Annotated in this window: 15 protein-coding genes; 6 read left to right on the top strand and 9 right to left on the bottom strand. The window is 65.0% G+C overall.

Features of this window, described 5'->3' with window-relative positions; all coding sequences use genetic code 11:
* Positions 1 to 45: 45 nt before the first annotated feature.
* The gene (locus B0G74_RS07615; protein WP_132374228.1) at positions 46 to 930 is read right to left on the bottom strand and encodes a LysR family transcriptional regulator; all 885 of its coding nucleotides are present in this window, start codon (positions 928 to 930) and stop codon (positions 46 to 48) included.
* Positions 931 to 1128: 198 nt separating this feature from the next.
* On the opposite strand from B0G74_RS07615, the gene B0G74_RS07610 reads away from it, so the two are divergent.
* Both B0G74_RS07610 and B0G74_RS07605 read left to right on the top strand, forming a co-directional pair.
* Entirely contained in the window at positions 1129 to 1650 is a 522-nt protein-coding gene (locus B0G74_RS07610; protein WP_132374227.1) for a Spy/CpxP family protein refolding chaperone, read from the top strand.
* A 244-nt stretch (positions 1651 to 1894) separates the two neighbouring features.
* Positions 1895 to 2332: a PGDYG domain-containing protein gene (locus B0G74_RS07605; protein ID WP_132374226.1), complete on the top strand. Its 438-nt coding sequence runs from the start codon at positions 1895 to 1897 to the stop codon at positions 2330 to 2332.
* An 18-nt stretch (positions 2333 to 2350) separates the two neighbouring features.
* Here B0G74_RS07605 and B0G74_RS07600 read toward each other — a convergent pair whose 3' ends face one another.
* The 8 genes from B0G74_RS07600 to B0G74_RS07565 form a co-directional block, all read right to left on the bottom strand.
* The gene (locus B0G74_RS07600) at positions 2351 to 2719 is read right to left on the bottom strand and encodes a DUF3022 domain-containing protein (RefSeq protein ID WP_132374225.1); all 369 of its coding nucleotides are present in this window, start codon (positions 2717 to 2719) and stop codon (positions 2351 to 2353) included.
* A 102-nt stretch (positions 2720 to 2821) separates the two neighbouring features.
* Positions 2822 to 3640, bottom strand: coding sequence for a YhfC family intramembrane metalloprotease (locus B0G74_RS07595; RefSeq protein WP_132374224.1), 819 nt, complete (start codon positions 3638 to 3640; stop codon positions 2822 to 2824).
* Between the two features lie 71 nt (positions 3641 to 3711).
* Positions 3712 to 4788, bottom strand: coding sequence for a LacI family DNA-binding transcriptional regulator (locus B0G74_RS07590; protein ID WP_132374223.1), 1077 nt, complete (start codon positions 4786 to 4788; stop codon positions 3712 to 3714).
* Positions 4789 to 4855: 67 nt separating this feature from the next.
* Entirely contained in the window at positions 4856 to 5821 is a 966-nt protein-coding gene (locus tag B0G74_RS07585) for a D-glycerate dehydrogenase (protein WP_132374222.1), read from the bottom strand.
* A complete protein-coding gene (locus B0G74_RS07580) occupies positions 5821 to 7116 on the bottom strand; it encodes an MFS transporter (RefSeq protein ID WP_132374221.1) in 1296 nt (431 codons plus the stop codon). Before B0G74_RS07580 ends, B0G74_RS07585 begins: the two co-directional genes overlap by 1 nt.
* Before the next feature lie 128 nt (positions 7117 to 7244).
* Positions 7245 to 8228: a sugar kinase gene (locus B0G74_RS07575; RefSeq protein ID WP_132374220.1), complete on the bottom strand. Its 984-nt coding sequence runs from the start codon at positions 8226 to 8228 to the stop codon at positions 7245 to 7247.
* 136 nt (positions 8229 to 8364) lie between these two features.
* Positions 8365 to 9138, bottom strand: a complete 774-nt coding sequence (locus tag B0G74_RS07570) for a TIM barrel protein (RefSeq protein ID WP_132374219.1) — start codon at positions 9136 to 9138, stop codon at positions 8365 to 8367.
* Positions 9139 to 9308: 170 nt separating this feature from the next.
* A complete protein-coding gene (locus tag B0G74_RS07565) occupies positions 9309 to 10199 on the bottom strand; it encodes a LysR family transcriptional regulator (RefSeq protein ID WP_132374218.1) in 891 nt (296 codons plus the stop codon).
* 120 nt (positions 10200 to 10319) lie between these two features.
* Between B0G74_RS07565 and B0G74_RS07560 the strand changes: the two genes are divergently transcribed.
* From B0G74_RS07560 to B0G74_RS07545, 4 genes are all read left to right on the top strand, one after another.
* Positions 10320 to 11414 carry a YeiH family protein gene (locus tag B0G74_RS07560; protein WP_132374217.1) on the top strand — a complete coding sequence of 365 codons (1095 nt, stop codon included), beginning with the start codon at positions 10320 to 10322 and terminating at the stop codon, positions 11412 to 11414.
* 184 nt (positions 11415 to 11598) lie between these two features.
* Positions 11599 to 12336: a glutathione S-transferase gene (locus tag B0G74_RS07555; protein ID WP_132374216.1), complete on the top strand. Its 738-nt coding sequence runs from the start codon at positions 11599 to 11601 to the stop codon at positions 12334 to 12336.
* A gap of 112 nt (positions 12337 to 12448) precedes the next feature.
* Positions 12449 to 14182, top strand: a complete 1734-nt coding sequence (locus B0G74_RS07550; protein WP_132376878.1) for a ClcB-like voltage-gated chloride channel protein — start codon at positions 12449 to 12451, stop codon at positions 14180 to 14182.
* Between the two features lie 164 nt (positions 14183 to 14346).
* A complete protein-coding gene (locus B0G74_RS07545) occupies positions 14347 to 15684 on the top strand; it encodes a C45 family peptidase (protein WP_132374215.1) in 1338 nt (445 codons plus the stop codon).
* Positions 15685 to 15823: the final 139 nt, after the last annotated feature.

Here is a 15823-nt window from a genome sequence, read left to right as displayed (position 1 = left end):
GGCGGGCGTTACGAGCGTCACGGAGCATCGCATGGGCCGCCGCTTTCATGCGCCGAACCGCTCGATCACGAAATCGATGAAGCTGGTGAGCTTGGGCGTGGCGCGCCGATCGCGCGGATACAACAGATGGACCGGCGCGCCCTCGGGCAGATAATCTTCCAGTACCGACACCAACTCGCCGCTGGCAATCTCCCTGGCAAGCAGCGCCTCCGGCTGCAACACCAGCCCGAAGCCGTGCAACGCGGCCACCTTGAGCGCCTGGCCGTTGTTCGCGCGAAAGCGGCCGGCGCGCAACTGACACTCGGTCGCGCTCTCGCCGCCGAGGCGCCACAAACCTTCGCGGCCCCAATGCAGAAATCCCAGGCATTCATGCTGCATGAGATCCTCGGGTGTGCGCGGCGTACCGGCGCGCGCCAGATACGCCGGCGACGCGCACGCGCGCATCCGGTACGGCTTCAACGGCCGCGCGACGAAACTCGAATCAGGCAACTGGCCGATGCGCACCGACGCGTCGAAGCCCTCTTCCACCAGGTCGATCATACGGTTCGACAGATCGAGTTCGAGCGTGATGTCGGGCCAGGCGGTGAGGAACTCGGTCATCGCCGGGGCGAAGACTTCGACACCATAGGTGAGCGGCACCGTCACCTTGAGCACGCCGCGCGGCGCGGCGGCCATCGCCTCGGCGAGCGACTCCGCATCCTTGACGTCCGCCAGGATGCGTCGGCATTGCTCGTAATACTGCCGGCCGATCTCCGTCAGACTTTGCCGACGTGTGGTGCGCGTCAACAGCCGCGTGCCGAGCCGCGCTTCGAGCGAACGGATATGTTTGCCCACCATCGCCGACGATATGTCGAAGCGCTCGGCCGCGGCCGTCAGGCTGCCCGCCTCGACCACGGCGACGAAGATCTCCATGCTGACGAATTTATCCACCCGCTATTTCCTGTTCGTTTCGGTTGTAAGCGTTTGTCGCATAAGAGCCGCATTGTAGGGATATCGTGATACTAATAGCGGCGACGGCAAAGTGGGCAGCCGGCCGCCGTGCATAATCATGACCCGCGCATGACCACTGCATGACGGGCCGCTCGCACGCGAGCCTTGTCCCAATTCGAATAGACATCAGGAGTTTCGATGAAAAAAGCACTGGTAATGCTGGCCACCGCAGTCGCCATGAGCGGCGCGTTCGCACAAACACCCGCGCCGGCGTCGGCACCGGTGAGCGCCGCTTCCGCACCCGCCGGCAAGGCCGGCCACGAGCGCAACGTCGAAGACCGCATCGCCTACCTGCATTCGCAACTGAAGATCACCTCGGCGCAGGAATCGCAGTGGAACACCTTCGCCGACGTGATGCGCAGCAACGGTCAAACGATGGGCCAGTTGTTCCAGCAACGCCGGGCCGCCACCAACGTGTCGGCGCTAGACGACATGAAGCAATACGCGACGATCGCGCAAGCGCATGCGGACGGCATGAAGAAGCTCGTCGATGCGTTCGATCCGCTGTACAACAGCTTCTCGCCGGAACAGAAGAAGCTGGCTGACGTGACCTTCCATCAGCCGGGCGGCGTGGAAGGCCACGGTCATCATGGCAAAGGCAAGGGCAAAGGCGGCAAGTCCGCGCCGGCCCCGGCAAGCGACGCCACGGTGAAGCCGTAAGCGTAAGAAACCGCCGGCGCGCAGCGCGGATTTGCCGCGCGGCGCGCCGGTTTTTTTTGCTGTGGGCGGCGGCATATGGCCGCGTTCCCTGAGCGCATCGATCGTGTCATAGACAGACGATCCGCGCCGCCGTCCATCGCAAAAGAAACCGGTCGCCAAATGCATCTGGCATGATGCGAGTCGTCCGCGGCCCGAACACCTGAAGTCGGGCACCGCCGTAAAACTCTCCACACCTGCTCGCTTCATGACCGAACTGAAAAATCTAGACCTGAGCCAAGACGCCAACGCCCGCCGTGTCGTCAAAGACGAAACGGTCAACGTCGAATTCGCCGCCGCCGAAGGCGAACTGATGAGCCTCGAAGGCCCCAACCGCTATGTGCGCGGCGACGCGCTGATCACGGGCTCGACGGGCGACCGCTGGGTCGTTTCGCGCGAACGCTTCGACGCCAAATACGTTCCCGCCGATGCCGCCGTCTCGCACGGCGAAGCCGGCGCGTACCGCAACCGCCCCGCCGTCGTGCTGGCCAAACAGATGCATGAAGCGTTCACGCTCGCGCGCTCGGCATACGGCGGCGACGTGCTGCGCGGCGCCGCCGGCGACTGGGTCATGCAATACGCGCCGGGCGACTACGGCGTGGTGCAAGCCGCCCGCTTCGCGAAGGTCTACCGGCTCGCCGATTGAGCCGTATCCGCCAGTGCATTAAGCGAACTCGTCGCCGAGATCCACGGTGACATCGCGCGGCACCGCTTCGCCGTTCGCATACTGCTCCTCGAGCGAACCGATGCTCGCTTCGACATACGCGCGCAACACCGCGAAACTGCGGCCGCGCAGCCGCGCCGGCAGCGCGCGATAACGCGCCAACGCGGCCGGCGCGATCACCACGGTCATCACGATACGGCGCGCGGTCGCGCCGAAACGCATCGCCACCCAGTGAATCGCCAGCGTTGGCGTGCCGTCTTCCGCGGCGCGCTGGATGAACTGAGTCTGCTCAGGAAACAGATCGCTGATGACGCGCGCCAGCTCCTCGAACTTGGGATTGGCGCAGTCGTATTGGTAAGCTTCTTCCATTGAAGTGTGCCGAAAGGGTGGCCTCGAAAAGAGGCCGATTGTAGAGAACGGTCGACAGTTCATAGTGACATGCGCATCATGCGGCGCCGTCAAGTGCGGCCGTCATGCGGGCACCGCGGGACGCCTGAACGCCCGGAACAGCAACCCCGTCACGATCACCGCTCCCACGGCATACACGGCGTCCACCGCGGCGAGCGGCACGAGTTGCGCCTGGAACAACGCGGCGGGCACATCCACCAGCGCATGCAGCGCAATCGCGAGCGGCAGGATGCCGCGCCAGCCGGCTCGCAAGCCACGCCACATCAACACGGACAAGCCGATCTGGAACACCAGCGCGGCCACGCGTTCGAGCGCGAAAATGCCGGCGGTCTGCGGCGTCAGGCTGGCGAGAATCAGGTGGATGCGCATCACCGCATCGGTCGGCAGATTGCTCAGATAGCCGTCCAGTTCGCCGCGGTTTTCGAAGACCGCGAACAGGATCCATTGAATCTGCACCAGCACGCCGACGAGCCACGCTTCGGCGCCACCGTGGCCGAGGCCGTAGGTCAGCGCGGTGCCGTCGTTCGTTCCCGCCGCGAGCGATGTCGAGCCCGACTTCGCCGCCGCGCGCTTGAGCAACAGCCGCATGCCGATGAACCGCCCCACTTCCTCGCAAATACCCGCGGCCAGCGCGCCGTACACCACGAAGGCGAGCGGATTCGACAGGAAGCTCGCGGTCGCTTCGTTCCGATGCAGCACGTAGTCGTTCAGCGCGCGCTCGATCACCATGGCGAACAGCGCGAATACGGCGATGCCGGTGATGGCGTCACGCGGCTTGAGCGCGAGCGGACGGCGCAGACGGCGGTAGATCAGAAAGGGTAATGCGGCGACGAGCAGCGTCGCGACGGCGAGGCTCGAGAGGGTAAGCGGTGCAACAACCATGAGTTTCCTTGCGATGTCCGGCGCGCACCCGCTGCGCGCCGCAGCCCGAATGATCGCAGATCGGCGAGAATTCAGCGCAAAGTGGAGGCGCGGACGATCAATTCGCCCGGCAAAAGGCAGTCGCGCGCGGTGGTCTGAACGCCTTCGATGCGTTCGTGCAGGAACTCGACCGCGCGGTAGCCGATCTCGTAGGTCGGCTGGCGGATCGTGGTGACGCCGGTCAATTCGGCCCATTCGGGGTCGTCGATGGAAAGCAGCGCGACGCGGGCTTGCCAGCCGGCGCCGTAGCGCGCTTTCAGATGCAACGCGAGACACAGCGCGACAGGCGCGTTGGCCGCGAACAAGGCGACGCGCGCGGCGTTGCCCGTGGCGCCGGCGTCGCGCGTGTGGGCGGCCGCGTCGATCGCGCGGTCCAGTTCGGCGAGGCTGCGCTCGACGTCGACGGCATCCGCGAGATTCAGCACTAGCGTGTGACCGCGTGCGGCGCCGTTCCCACCCTGCTCGCTCATCGCCTCACGAAAAGCCGCTTCGCGCAATTGCCGCGAGCTCACCTGCTCGAAAGGCTGAACGACGAACCAGATATCGTCGAAACCATTATCCAGCAGATGCCGCGTGCCGAGTTCGGCCGCCGCCCGGTTGTCGAGACCGACCATATCCGCGACGAGCCCATCCACCGAACGGTCCACCAGCACCGCCGGAATCCCGCCGCCGCCCACCGGTCGCAGCGTCTCCTCGCGCACGCCGAGCGCGTTGACGATCACGCCTTCCACGCGGTACGTGGTGAGCAGTTGCAGATAGCGCCGCTCCATCTCGACTTCGTTCGCCGCATGGCAGATCAGGGGCATCAGGCCGAGCGCGTGGCATGCCGCTTCCACGCCTTGCAGCACTTCGACCGTGTAGGGATTCGTCAGGTCGGCGAGCAGCATGCCGATCAGGCGGTTGCGGCCACGCTTGAGGCCGCGCGCCATCTGGTTGGGCTGATAGTCGAGGCGCGCGATCGCGGCCTCGATACGCGCGCGCAGTTCGGGCGACAGCACGCTCATCTCGCCGTTCAGATAGCGCGAAATGCTGGTCTTGCCCGTGCCGGCTTCGCGCGCGACGTCGGTGATGGTCGCGCGGCGCGGCGTGGCCTGCGGCGTCGTGCTCATCGGCTGCTCGTGGATTGGCTCATCAATCGGCTCATCAATCGGCTCATCAATCGACTCACTGAGCGCCTCACTTGGCGAGAACGTCGCGGTTGACGATATTGCTGGTCAGCGTGCCGTCGAGCGCGGCGACCAGGTTCTCCGCCGCATTGCGCGCCATCGCGTGACGGGTTTCAAGCGTCGCCGAACCGATATGCGGCAACGCGACCACATTCGCGAGCTTCAGCAGCGGCGAGTCGGCCGGCAGCGGTTCGGTCTCGAACACGTCGAGACCGGCGCCGTGGATCGTGCCGTTCCGCAGCGCTTCGATCAGCGCCTTTTCGTCGACGGTCGCGCCGCGCGAGGCGTTGATCAGGATCGCGCTCTTCTTCATCGACTTCAACTCAGCCGCGCCGATCATGTGCTTTGTCTCCGGCGTCAAAGGCACTTGCAGGCAAACGAAGTCAGACACGGCGAGCAGTTCCGCCAACTCGACGCGCCGCGCGCCGTACATCTCTTCGGCCTGCGGGTTCGCGCTGCGACTGGTGTACAGCACCTTCATGTTGAAGCCGAGCGCCGCGCGCCGCGCCACCGCGCTGCCGATCCGCCCGAGCCCGACGATACCGAGCGTCTTGCCCTGCACGTCGACGCCGAACTGGGCCGGGCCGATGCTGTGCTGCCAATGCCCCGCCTTCACCCACTCGGCGAGTTCGACCACGCGCCGTGCCGACGCGAGGATCAGCGAGAACACCGTGTCCGCGGTGGACTCGGTCAACACGTCCGGCGTGTGCGCGAGCACGATGCCGCGGCGCGTGAGGTCGGCCACGTCGAACTGGTCGAAGCCAACGGAGATAGTTGAGAGCGCCTTGAGCCGGGTCGCGCCTTCGAGCATCGCCGGCGTGATTTTCACGCTCGAACCGATGCCGCCGTCCGCATCTTTCAACGCGGCCACGAACGTGTCGTGCTGCGTGGCATCGACCTGCACGACTTGCGCATGCTGTTGCAGATACGCGAGCACATCTTCGGGCAGCGACTTCCAGGCGACGATCTTCTTCATCAGCTTATTTTCCTTGCAACGGGGTGGCGAGCAGCGGGCGCATTGTTCTGCGCTTGCGGCTGCGGTTTGACGATCAGCGTCAGAATCACGGCGGCGATCAGCGCCACGCTCATGAACACATACGACGCCGCGGGCGAACCGGTCGCGCCGTTCAGATAGCCGACCACATACGAGCCGACGAACGAACCGAGCGCGCCCATGCTGTTGATCAGCGCCATCGCGCCGCCCGCGACGTTCTTTGGCAGCAGTTCCGGCACGATCGCGAAGAACGGGCCGTACGGCGCGTACATCGCGGCGCCGGCGATCACCAACAATGCGTACGAGAGCCAGAAATGCGTGGAGCCGAGCGCGTACGAAGCCGCGAACGCCACCGCGCCGACCAGCAGGAACGGCCACACGAATACTTTACGGCGATTGAGTTTATCCGATGCCCACGAAGCTGCGAGCATCGCGATGGTCGCGGCGAGGTAAGGCAGCGCCGAGAGCCAGCCGGTTTCGACCATGCCGAGCGTCGAACCGTTCTTCAGGATCGACGGCAGCCACAGCACGAAACCATACACGCCGATGCTCCAGCAGAAATACTGCGCGCACAGCTTGATCACCGCGGGCGTTTTGAACGCGTCGCTATAGTTGCGCACCGGCTTGATCGCGGCCTGCTCGGCGCGCAGCGTTTCGGCGAGGTCGTCCTTTTGCTGCTGCGTGAGCCACGACACCTGCTGCGGCTTGTCCTGCACGATGAACCACCAGCACACGGCCCAGAGAATCGCGGGCGCGCCTTCTGCGATGAACATGTGACGCCAGCCGAACGAGTGCACCAGATAGCCCGACACCACCGACATCCACAGCACCGTCACCGGATTGCCGAGAATCAGGAAGGTGTTGGCGCGCGAACGCTCGCTCTTGGTGAACCAGTTGCTGATGAAAATCAGCATGGCGGGCATCACCGCGGCTTCAACCACGCCGAGCACGAAGCGGATCACCATCAGCGACGGGATATTGCTGACCATGCCGGTGAGCGACGCGCAACCGCCCCACAGAATCAGACTCCAGAACACGAGCTTCTTGACGCTGCGGCGTTCCGCGTAGATCGCACCGGGAATCTGGAAGAAGAAGTAGCCGAGGAAGAACAGCGCGCCGATCAGCGACGACAGTCCCTTGCTGATGCCGAGGTCCTGGTTGATGCCGGCGGCCGACGCGAAACCGAAGTTGGCGCGATCCAGATAAGCGAGGCTGTAGGTGATGAATACGATCGGCATGATCGTCCACCAACGGCGAATCGCAAGCGATGAGGTCATGGGGTGTCTCCTTGGACGGCTTCCCGAAACAATGATGAACGGTCATGGGGCGCTCTGTTCGAGCGCTCTTGCTGTTATCGAGGCAGCTTGACGGAACGCGGCCGGTTGCGGACCTCGCTCGCGGATCTTCAGGCCGCGGCCGCGATGGACGGCGCACCGGCCGCTTCCAGCGCGTCGAGTTCGGCACGGCTCGGCAGTCCTTCCGAATCGCCGATCACCTGAATCGCCAGCGCGCCGATTCGGTTGCCGCGCGCCACGGCTTGCGGCAGCGATTTGCCTTCGAGCAGCGCGCTCACCACGCCGACCGCAAAACCATCGCCCGCGCCGACCGTGTCGACGACTTTCGCGACCGGCTGGCCGGCGATCACGGCGGCATCGTCAGCGGTGCGGAAGTACGCGCCCTGCGCGCCGAGCTTGATGATCACGCCGCGCGCGCCTTGATCCAGATAGAACTTCGCGATGTCCTCCGGCTGCGTGTAGCCGGTCAGAATCTCGCCTTCGCCGATGCCGGGCAGCACCCAGTCGGCCAGCGCGGCGAGCGCGTTCAGGCCTTCGACCATCGCGGCGCGCGACGGCCACAGCGTCGGACGCAGGTTCGGGTCGAAGGAAATCGTCTTACCGGCGGCACGCATTTCGCGCGCCAGATGGAACGCGAGTTCGCGCGAGGTCGCCGAAATCGCGGCCGCCACGCCGGTCAGATGCAGATGACGCGCCGGCAGCACATAGTCCGCCGAGTAGTCGGCCAGCGACAGATGGCTCGCCGCCGAACCCTTGCGGAAATACTCGATCGCCGGGTCGCTGCCGTCGTCGTTTTTCGACTTGAGCTGGAAGCCGGTCGGATAGCGCTCGTCGGTCGTCACGCAGCCCTGGTCGATGCCCTCTTTCGTCAACGTGTCGCGTACGTACTGGCCGAACGAATCGTTGCCGACGCGGCTCATCCAGCCCACTTTGAAGCCGAGGCGCGACAGACCGATCGCCACGTTCAGATCGGCGCCGGCGACGCGCTTCGTGAACTGCCCGACCCCCGCGAGCGGGCCGGTTTCGGCGGCCACGAACATGGCCATCGCTTCGCCGTAGGTGATGACATCGAGTGCTGCGCTTGTCTTGCTCATGCTTCGCTCCTGCGTGATCTCTCTTGCTGCGTGTTTTGCGAGTTTTGCGTGGATGCTTGCCGCTTACCGTTCGCCGCGTGCTGCTTGCCGCGTGCTGTCTCCGGTGTCGCCGCCTTCTCTCAGGTCCTGCTGCCGCTCACGCGGCGGCCAGCCACGCGACGTAATGCGCCGCGTCCGTGTCGACACGGCTCGTATCGAACGGAAACTCGATGCCGCGCGGCACATGACGCGGCAGCTTGTCGAGCACCGCGGCGAACTGCGTATCGTCGGCGGCCGGGGCGGCGGGAAAGCGTCGTGCGCCCTCGCCCATCGTCGTCTTGCAATGGATGTATTCCACATGCGCCGCCAGCGGCGCGGCGGCCTCGAGCGGCGCGACCTCGCGCCAGGCCCAGTTGCCGATGTCGAAGGTCATGCCGAGCACGTCGGCGTGACCTTCGCGCGCCAACGCGTCGAACAGGCCGGTGAACTGCGCGAGCGAACCGCCCTCGGCCAATTGCCCGTTTTCGACGACGAGCCGCAATTGCGCGCAGCGCATGTGATCGGCGATCACGGTGGCATTGGCGTCGGCGGCGAAACCGCCGAGCTGCAACTTGACGAAGCGCGCGCCGAGCGCAAGCGCCTCTTCGATCGAGAGGCGCAACGCGTCCGCATCGAGCTTGCCCTGCGCCGTGTACAGCGCAGCCGGCGTGGAGTACACGGACCACAAGCCCAGTTCCGCGATCTGCTTGCCGAGCGCGCGCAGGTTGTGCGGAGCGGCGTCGGTTTCGTCGGCGAACAGTTCGCGGCGCACTTCGAAACCCGCCGCGCCGGCCTGTTTGCTCGCTCGCGCCCACTTCAGATGACCGTCCGTGCGGACCGCTTCCATCCCGAATGCGCTTGCGACGATCACCACGTCCACTGCGTCAGCCATGTCGAATTTACTCAAATCTGTTTCTTGATCAGCATTTGGAACCGGTTCCAAACACACTTCGAAAAAAAGCGCCGAGGCGCTTGCGATGCCCGAATGGTCGCCGAGGCCGCCGACATGCACCATAGTGGAAATCCCCAGGCGCGGGTGGCACGGCGCTCGTACCTCGCGCCTCAAGGTCCCTCGGCTAGACACAGTGCGAGAAACTGCTCCACGACCCGCGATGGCGCGCTCGCATGCGGCACCAGGATCGACAGCCGCCGCGTGAGCGGCTCCGGGCTGAGCGACAGCAGGCACAGCGCGCGGTCCTCGTGCCGCATCGACATCGCCGACACGAAGCCGATGCCCATACCCGCCCGCACCGCTTCCTTCACGCCTTCGACGCCGGCAATCTCCAGCGCCACGCGCATCGGCACGCCCGCCCGCGCAAACGCCCGCTCGACGATCTGCCGCACGCCCGAGCCTGCCTCGCGCAACACCAGTGGATGCTCGCCGAAGGCCGCCAGGTCTGCGGGGCCGCCGTCGCCCAACTGCGCCAACGGATGCGAGCGCGGCATGATCGCAACGATCTCGTCTTCGCGCCACGCATGCACCGCCGTGTCTGGCGGCAGATCCACGCCGACCGGCCCCTCGATCATCGCGATGTCCACCGAATCCAGCGCACCGACGATCTCCGTGGTGTTGCCGTCAGCGGTATGCAGCGTCACGTCCGGATAACGGCGATGGAAGTCGGCGATCAGATACGGCAGCAAATAGCTTGCGGGCGTGGTGCTCGCGCCGATTCGCAAGGTGCCCTGCTCCAGGCCGCGCAAGGCGTCGCGGTACGCATGCGCCTGCCGCCAGGTGTCGCGCAGCCGCGTGGCGTAGCTGGAGAGTTGCTCGCCGGCAGGCGTGAGGCGCACGCCACGGCCGTCGCGCTGATACAGCGGCTCGCCGAATTCGTCCTGCAACTGCCGCAACTGGCCGGACACGGCGGGCTGCGACAAATGCAGCGCCACAGCCGCCCGGCTGATATTGCGATGCTCGGCGACTGCAGCGAACGTTATAAGTTGGTCTGGGGTCATGACGGTCAAAGTATCAGCTCAGGCGATACCTTACATTCTAAATCATGATTTTTCATATCGATATATCTAATTTAGGATTAGCCCATCGAATCTTAGTCAGTCACAGAAAAGGGCTGTTCCATGTCCACCGCTCATCTCACCGCCGCCAGTACGACGCCTGCCGGGTTTTCCACCCGCGGGCAACTCAACGGCATTCTGTTCGTCGCGCTGTTTGCCGCTGCCGTCACGCGCATCGCCGCGATTCCCGCCATTGCCGGATTGGGCTTGAGCCCGCTGATCGTCGGCATCGTGGCCGGCGCCATTTACGGCAACGCGCTGCGCGACGGCATGCCCGCCAGTTGGGCTGCCGGCGTCAATTTTTCGGCGCGCAAGCTGTTGCGCATCGCCGTGGCCTTTTTCGGGCTGCGCGTGAGCCTGCAGGAAATCGCTCAGGTCGGCGTGCCCGGCCTCGCGGAATCCGTCCTGATCGTGGTCAGCACCCTCGTGATCGGTACATGGGCCGGCATGAAAATCATGAAGCTCGACCGCGACACCGCCTTGCTAACCGCCGCGGGCAGCGCGATCTGCGGTGCCGCCGCCGTGCTCGCCTTCGAGTCGACGCTGCAATCGAAGCCGCACAAAAGCGCGATGGCCGTGGGCAGCGTGGTGCTGTTCGGCACGCTCTCGATGTTCCTTTACCCGGTTCTGTTCAAGGCAGGCTGGCTGCATCTGGACACGGTCGGCGCGGGCCTCTTTTTCGGCGGCACGATCCATGAAGTGGCGCAGGTGGTCGGTGCGGCCAGCAACGTGAGCCCGGAAGCGACGCATATCGCCACCATCGTCAAGATGACCCGCGTGATGTTGCTGGTGCCGGTGCTGCTGGTGGTCGGCATGTGGGTGAACCGCTCGGCGCGCCGCGATTCGGCTGCGGGCGGCATGGACGGCGCCCACGGCAACGCGCCGCGCAAGCTGGCGATTCCCTGGTTCGCGCTCGGCTTCCTCGCCTTCGTCGTGATCAACTCGCTGCATGTGCTGCCGGAAAGCGCGACCAGCACGCTCAACATGCTGGACACCTTTGCGCTGACCATGGCCATGACCGCGCTCGGCATCGAAACACGCATTTCGCAAATCCGTCAGGCCGGCCCTCGCGCACTGACCACGGGCTTCATCCTGTATGTGTGGCTGATTGCCGGCGGACTGGGTATTACATGGACCGTCCAGCACCTGTTCGGCTAAGCCGCCCTCGCCTTCACACCCACCCCGCCGCGTGCGGGGTTTTGCGCATTCTGGAGACCCATCCGGCGCGCTCGCGCGGCATACTGGTTGCTGGCGTCGTCAGCTCATGCAGCATGCTTGCGCGGCCCGCTTCTGCGCGCCGTCTTTGCGTCTGTGTCAATGCAACCGGAATGAGGATCGATCGATGAGCCTGGAACTTTACTATTGGGATGGCCTGCAAGGCCGCGGCGAATTCGTGCGGCTCGCCCTGGAGGAAGCGGGCGCCGACTACGTGGAAGTAGCGCGCGGCGAACGGTCGGAGGGTCTCGGCACGAACGCGATGATGTCGGTGATGAAGAGCAAGGACGAGCCGTATCCGCCGTTCGCGCCGCCGTTTCTGAAGGACGGCGACCTGGTGATCGCGCAGACCGCCAACATCCTGTTCTACCTCGGTCCGCGGCTGAACCTTGCGCCCACGGTGGAGAGCCTGCGCTATGTAGCCAACGGCCTGCAACTGACCATCGCCGACATGGTCACCGAAGCGCACGACACGCACCATCCGCTCGCGAGCGCGCTTTACTACGAAGACCAGAAAGACGCCGCCAAAGTGCGCGCGCACGACTTCATCGACAACCGTATTCCGAAATTCATGTCGTACTTCGAGCGCGTGCTCAAACAGAATCCGGCCGGCGATCAGTTCATGGTGGGTGACGCGCTCACTTACGTCGACCTGTCGATGTTCCAGCTGATCGACGGCTTGCTGTACGCGTTTCCGCGCGCGCTCAAGCGTTTCGGCGAACACTACCCGCGGCTCGCCGCCTTGCACGACGCGGTGATCGAGCGGCCCAACATCGCCGCGTACCTGCAGTCCGAGCGGCGCATCGAACACAACGAGGCCTGCATCTTCCGGCACTACCCTGAACTCGACAAGGCGGCGACTTGAGCCACGCCTTCTTCCCTCGCTCACTCACCGTCTCGCGCCCGCCGTCCAAAGCGGGCGCGATGCTGTTGCCGTGCGCGCTTATCCACCCGCTTTCACGCCCCGTACCGACGACGTGCTTTCATTCCTGCTGAAGCTGCGCACCCGCGCCCAAGATCTGTTCCGTCTCTCCGAAGCTCACACGATGCTGATCTGGTCGGTCGTGGTCGGCGTCGCGGGCGCCTTCGCGACGATCGCCTTTCGCGAGGGCATTGCGCTCCTGCAATTCGCGGTGGTCGGCAAGTCCGGCAGCTTCGTCGAAATGGCGCGCGGTTTGCCGTGGACCGTGCGGATCTGGCTACCCGCGGCGGGCGGCCTGATCGCCGGCTTCTTTCTGCTGATCGCGCAGCGTCACGCGGACAAATGCAATCACGTCGACTACATGGAAGCGGTTGCGATCGGCGACGGCGTGGTGCCGGTGAAGCTGAGCTTGTGGCGCAGCGTGTCGTCGCTGTTCACGATCTCGAGCGGCGGGTCGATCGGCCGTGAAGGTCCGATGGTGCAACTGGCGGCGCTCGCCGCGTCGCTGATCGGACGCTGGGTGCATTTCGATCCGTCGCGGCTGCGTTTGCTGGTGGCGTGCGGCGCGGCGGCCGGGATCACTTCCGCGTACAGCGCGCCGATCGCGGGCGCGTTTTTCGTCACCGAGATCGTGCTCGGCTCGATCGCAATGGAAAGCTTCGGGCCCGTGGTGGTCTCGGCGGTGGTGGCCAACATCACGATGCGTGAATTCGCCGGCTACAAACCGCCGTACGAAATGCCGGTGTTTCCGCCGGTGGCCGGCGTCGAAGTGCTGCTGTTCGTCGCGCTCGGCGTGCTGTGCGGCGCGGCGGCTCCGCAGTTTCTGCGGCTGCTCGACGTGTCGAAGAAAAGCTTTCGCAAGCTGCCGGTGCCGCTGCCCGTGAGGCTCGCGCTCGGCGGTCTCGTGGTCGGCATTCTGTCGGTGTGGACACCCGAGGTGTGGGGCAACGGCTACAGCGTCGTCAACTCGGTTCTGCACTCGCCGTGGACGTGGACCGCGCTCGTCCTCGTGCTGGTGTTCAAGCTCGTCGCCACGGCGGCCACGGCCGGCTCCGGCGCGGTCGGCGGGGTGTTCACGCCGACGCTGTTCGTCGGCGCGGTGGTCGGCTCGCTGTTCGGCCAGGGCATGCACGCGCTGTGGCCGCACGGCACGTCGGCGCCGTTCGCCTATGCGATGGTCGGCATGGGCGCGTTTCTGGCAGGCGCCACCCAGGCGCCGCTGATGGCGATCCTGATGATCTTCGAGATGACGCTCAGCTATCAGGTCGTCCTGCCGCTGATGCTCTCCTGCGTGGTCGCCTATTTCGTCTCGCGCGCGATCGGCAAGACCTCCATGTATGAAATCACCTTGCGCCGCAATCACGAGGAACAGGAGCGCTCGCGCCTGCGCGCCACGCAGATGCGCGAGCTGATCCGTCCCGCCGAAACCGTCGTGCCGCCCAACGCGAGCGTGCAGGACATGACGCGCGTGTTCCTCGAATATCCGGTGAAGTATCTCTACGTGGCCAACGAGTCAGGCGCGTTTCTCGGCGTGGTCGCGCTCAAGGACATCACCTCCGATCTGCTCGACGGCAGCGACACGTCGGCGAAGACCGCGGCCGATTATCTACAGCCGCATTTCGACGTGCTCACGCCGGACATGCCGCTCGGCGTGGCGTTGCAGCACTTCCTCGCGTTTCAGGGCGAACGGCTGCCGGTGATCGAAAGCGCCGCGCATCCGACGCTCGCCGGCGTGGTCTATAAAACCTCGCTGCTCGACGCGTATTTCCGCATGAATCCGACGCGTTAGGCGCCACGCACAATTCGCCTTCACGCCGCGCCCGCGCTGCCTTTGGCGCGCGTGCAAAGCGCGCCAAATTTTCTACAATGGACAGACCGCTGCGGCGAACGCCGACAGCGCGCGTTACGCCAAAACGGGCGCACCGAGACGCCCGTCCTTCGATCGGAGCGAAGATGAGCGAACCGTCCCCCGATGCCGTGCGCCGTGATCAGGCGGGCTGGATTTTCCTGCACACTGAAGGCGAGCCGTACGATCGCGGCGAGCAACACGGCCAATTGCTCGCCGGCGAAATCCGCAACGCGATCCACACCGCCCGCTATCTCGCGAAGTGGGACACCGGCGAAGACTTCGAGACCTTCGTCAACGCCGCCGTTTCCCAGTTCGCCAATAAACTCGACACCGAGTTCGCCGACGAAATCCAGGGCATCGCCGACGGCGCACAACTGCCGTTCGCCGAAGTGCTGGCGTGGAACGGCTACATGGATCTGCTGCAAAGCTGGTGGCCGACCCACGCGTCGCAGAAGCAGCCGAACCTCGGCGTGAAGCCGTGGCGCGGACGGCGCGGGCATCATTGCAGCGCGTTCATCGCCACCGGCCGCGCGACCCGCGACGGCCGCATCGTGATGGCGCATAACTCGTGGGACCGCTACGCCGCCGGCGACGCGTTCAATGTAGTCTTCGACATCGTGCCGGACCAGGGCAATCGCATCCTCATGCAAGGCTTGCCCGGCTGCATTTCCAGCCTTACCGATTTCTGGGTCACCGCCGCCGGGCTGATGGTGACGGAAACCACCATCTCCAACTTCGTCGGCTACAACGCGGCCGGCGCGCCCGAGTTCTATCGTTCGCGGCGCGCGTCGCAGTACGCGAACAGCATCGGCGAATGGTGCGAAATGTTCGCCATCGCCAACAACGGCGGCTATGCGAATAGCTGGCTGCTTGGCGACGCCAAGACCGGCGAGATCGCGCGTTACGAACTGGGCCTGCACTTCTCCGGATTCGAGAGCACCAAGGACGGTTTCTACAGCGGCTATAACACCGCGACCGACCTGAAGATCCGCAATCAGGAATGCCTCGGCGAAGGCGAGGACTATACGGACGTGCGCAAGAACGGCGCGCGGCGCCTGCGCTTCATGCAACTCGAAGAAATGCATCACGGCAAGATCGACGTGGAACTGGCCAAGGAGATGATCGCCGATCATCACGACGTCTACCTCGACCGCAACGACAACCCCTGCTCGCGCACCATCTGCGGGCATCTGGAACTGGACGACGCGCGCTTTGGCGGCACCGATCACGGACCGTTCAACCCGTGGGGCGCCAACGACGGCAAAGTGGTCGACAGCGAAATGGCGCGCGAGATGGCGTTCAGCGCGCGCTGGGGACATCCGTGCGGGCGGCCGTTCGACGCGCAGGCGTTCATGAAGCGGCATCCGCAGTGGAACTGGCTGAACGGTTATATGCGCGACCGGCCGTCGTGGCCGTGGACGCGCTTCGACATACTGCGTTAGACCGGCGTCCGCCGCACTGCAACATGCCGTAGTATGACCGTTCGCGACGGCGCTGCTGCGTTGTTGCCGGCTTTCTGCCATTATCTGAAATCTACAATACCGTTTTGCCGCAAATGTGCGCGCCCTGCAGATTTTGCGC

It is taken from the genome of Paraburkholderia sp. BL9I2N2, from assembly GCF_004339745.1.
In the GTDB taxonomy this organism is placed as follows: Bacteria; Pseudomonadota; Gammaproteobacteria; order Burkholderiales; family Burkholderiaceae; genus Paraburkholderia.
This window is presented reverse-complemented; position numbering and strand designations above follow the sequence as displayed.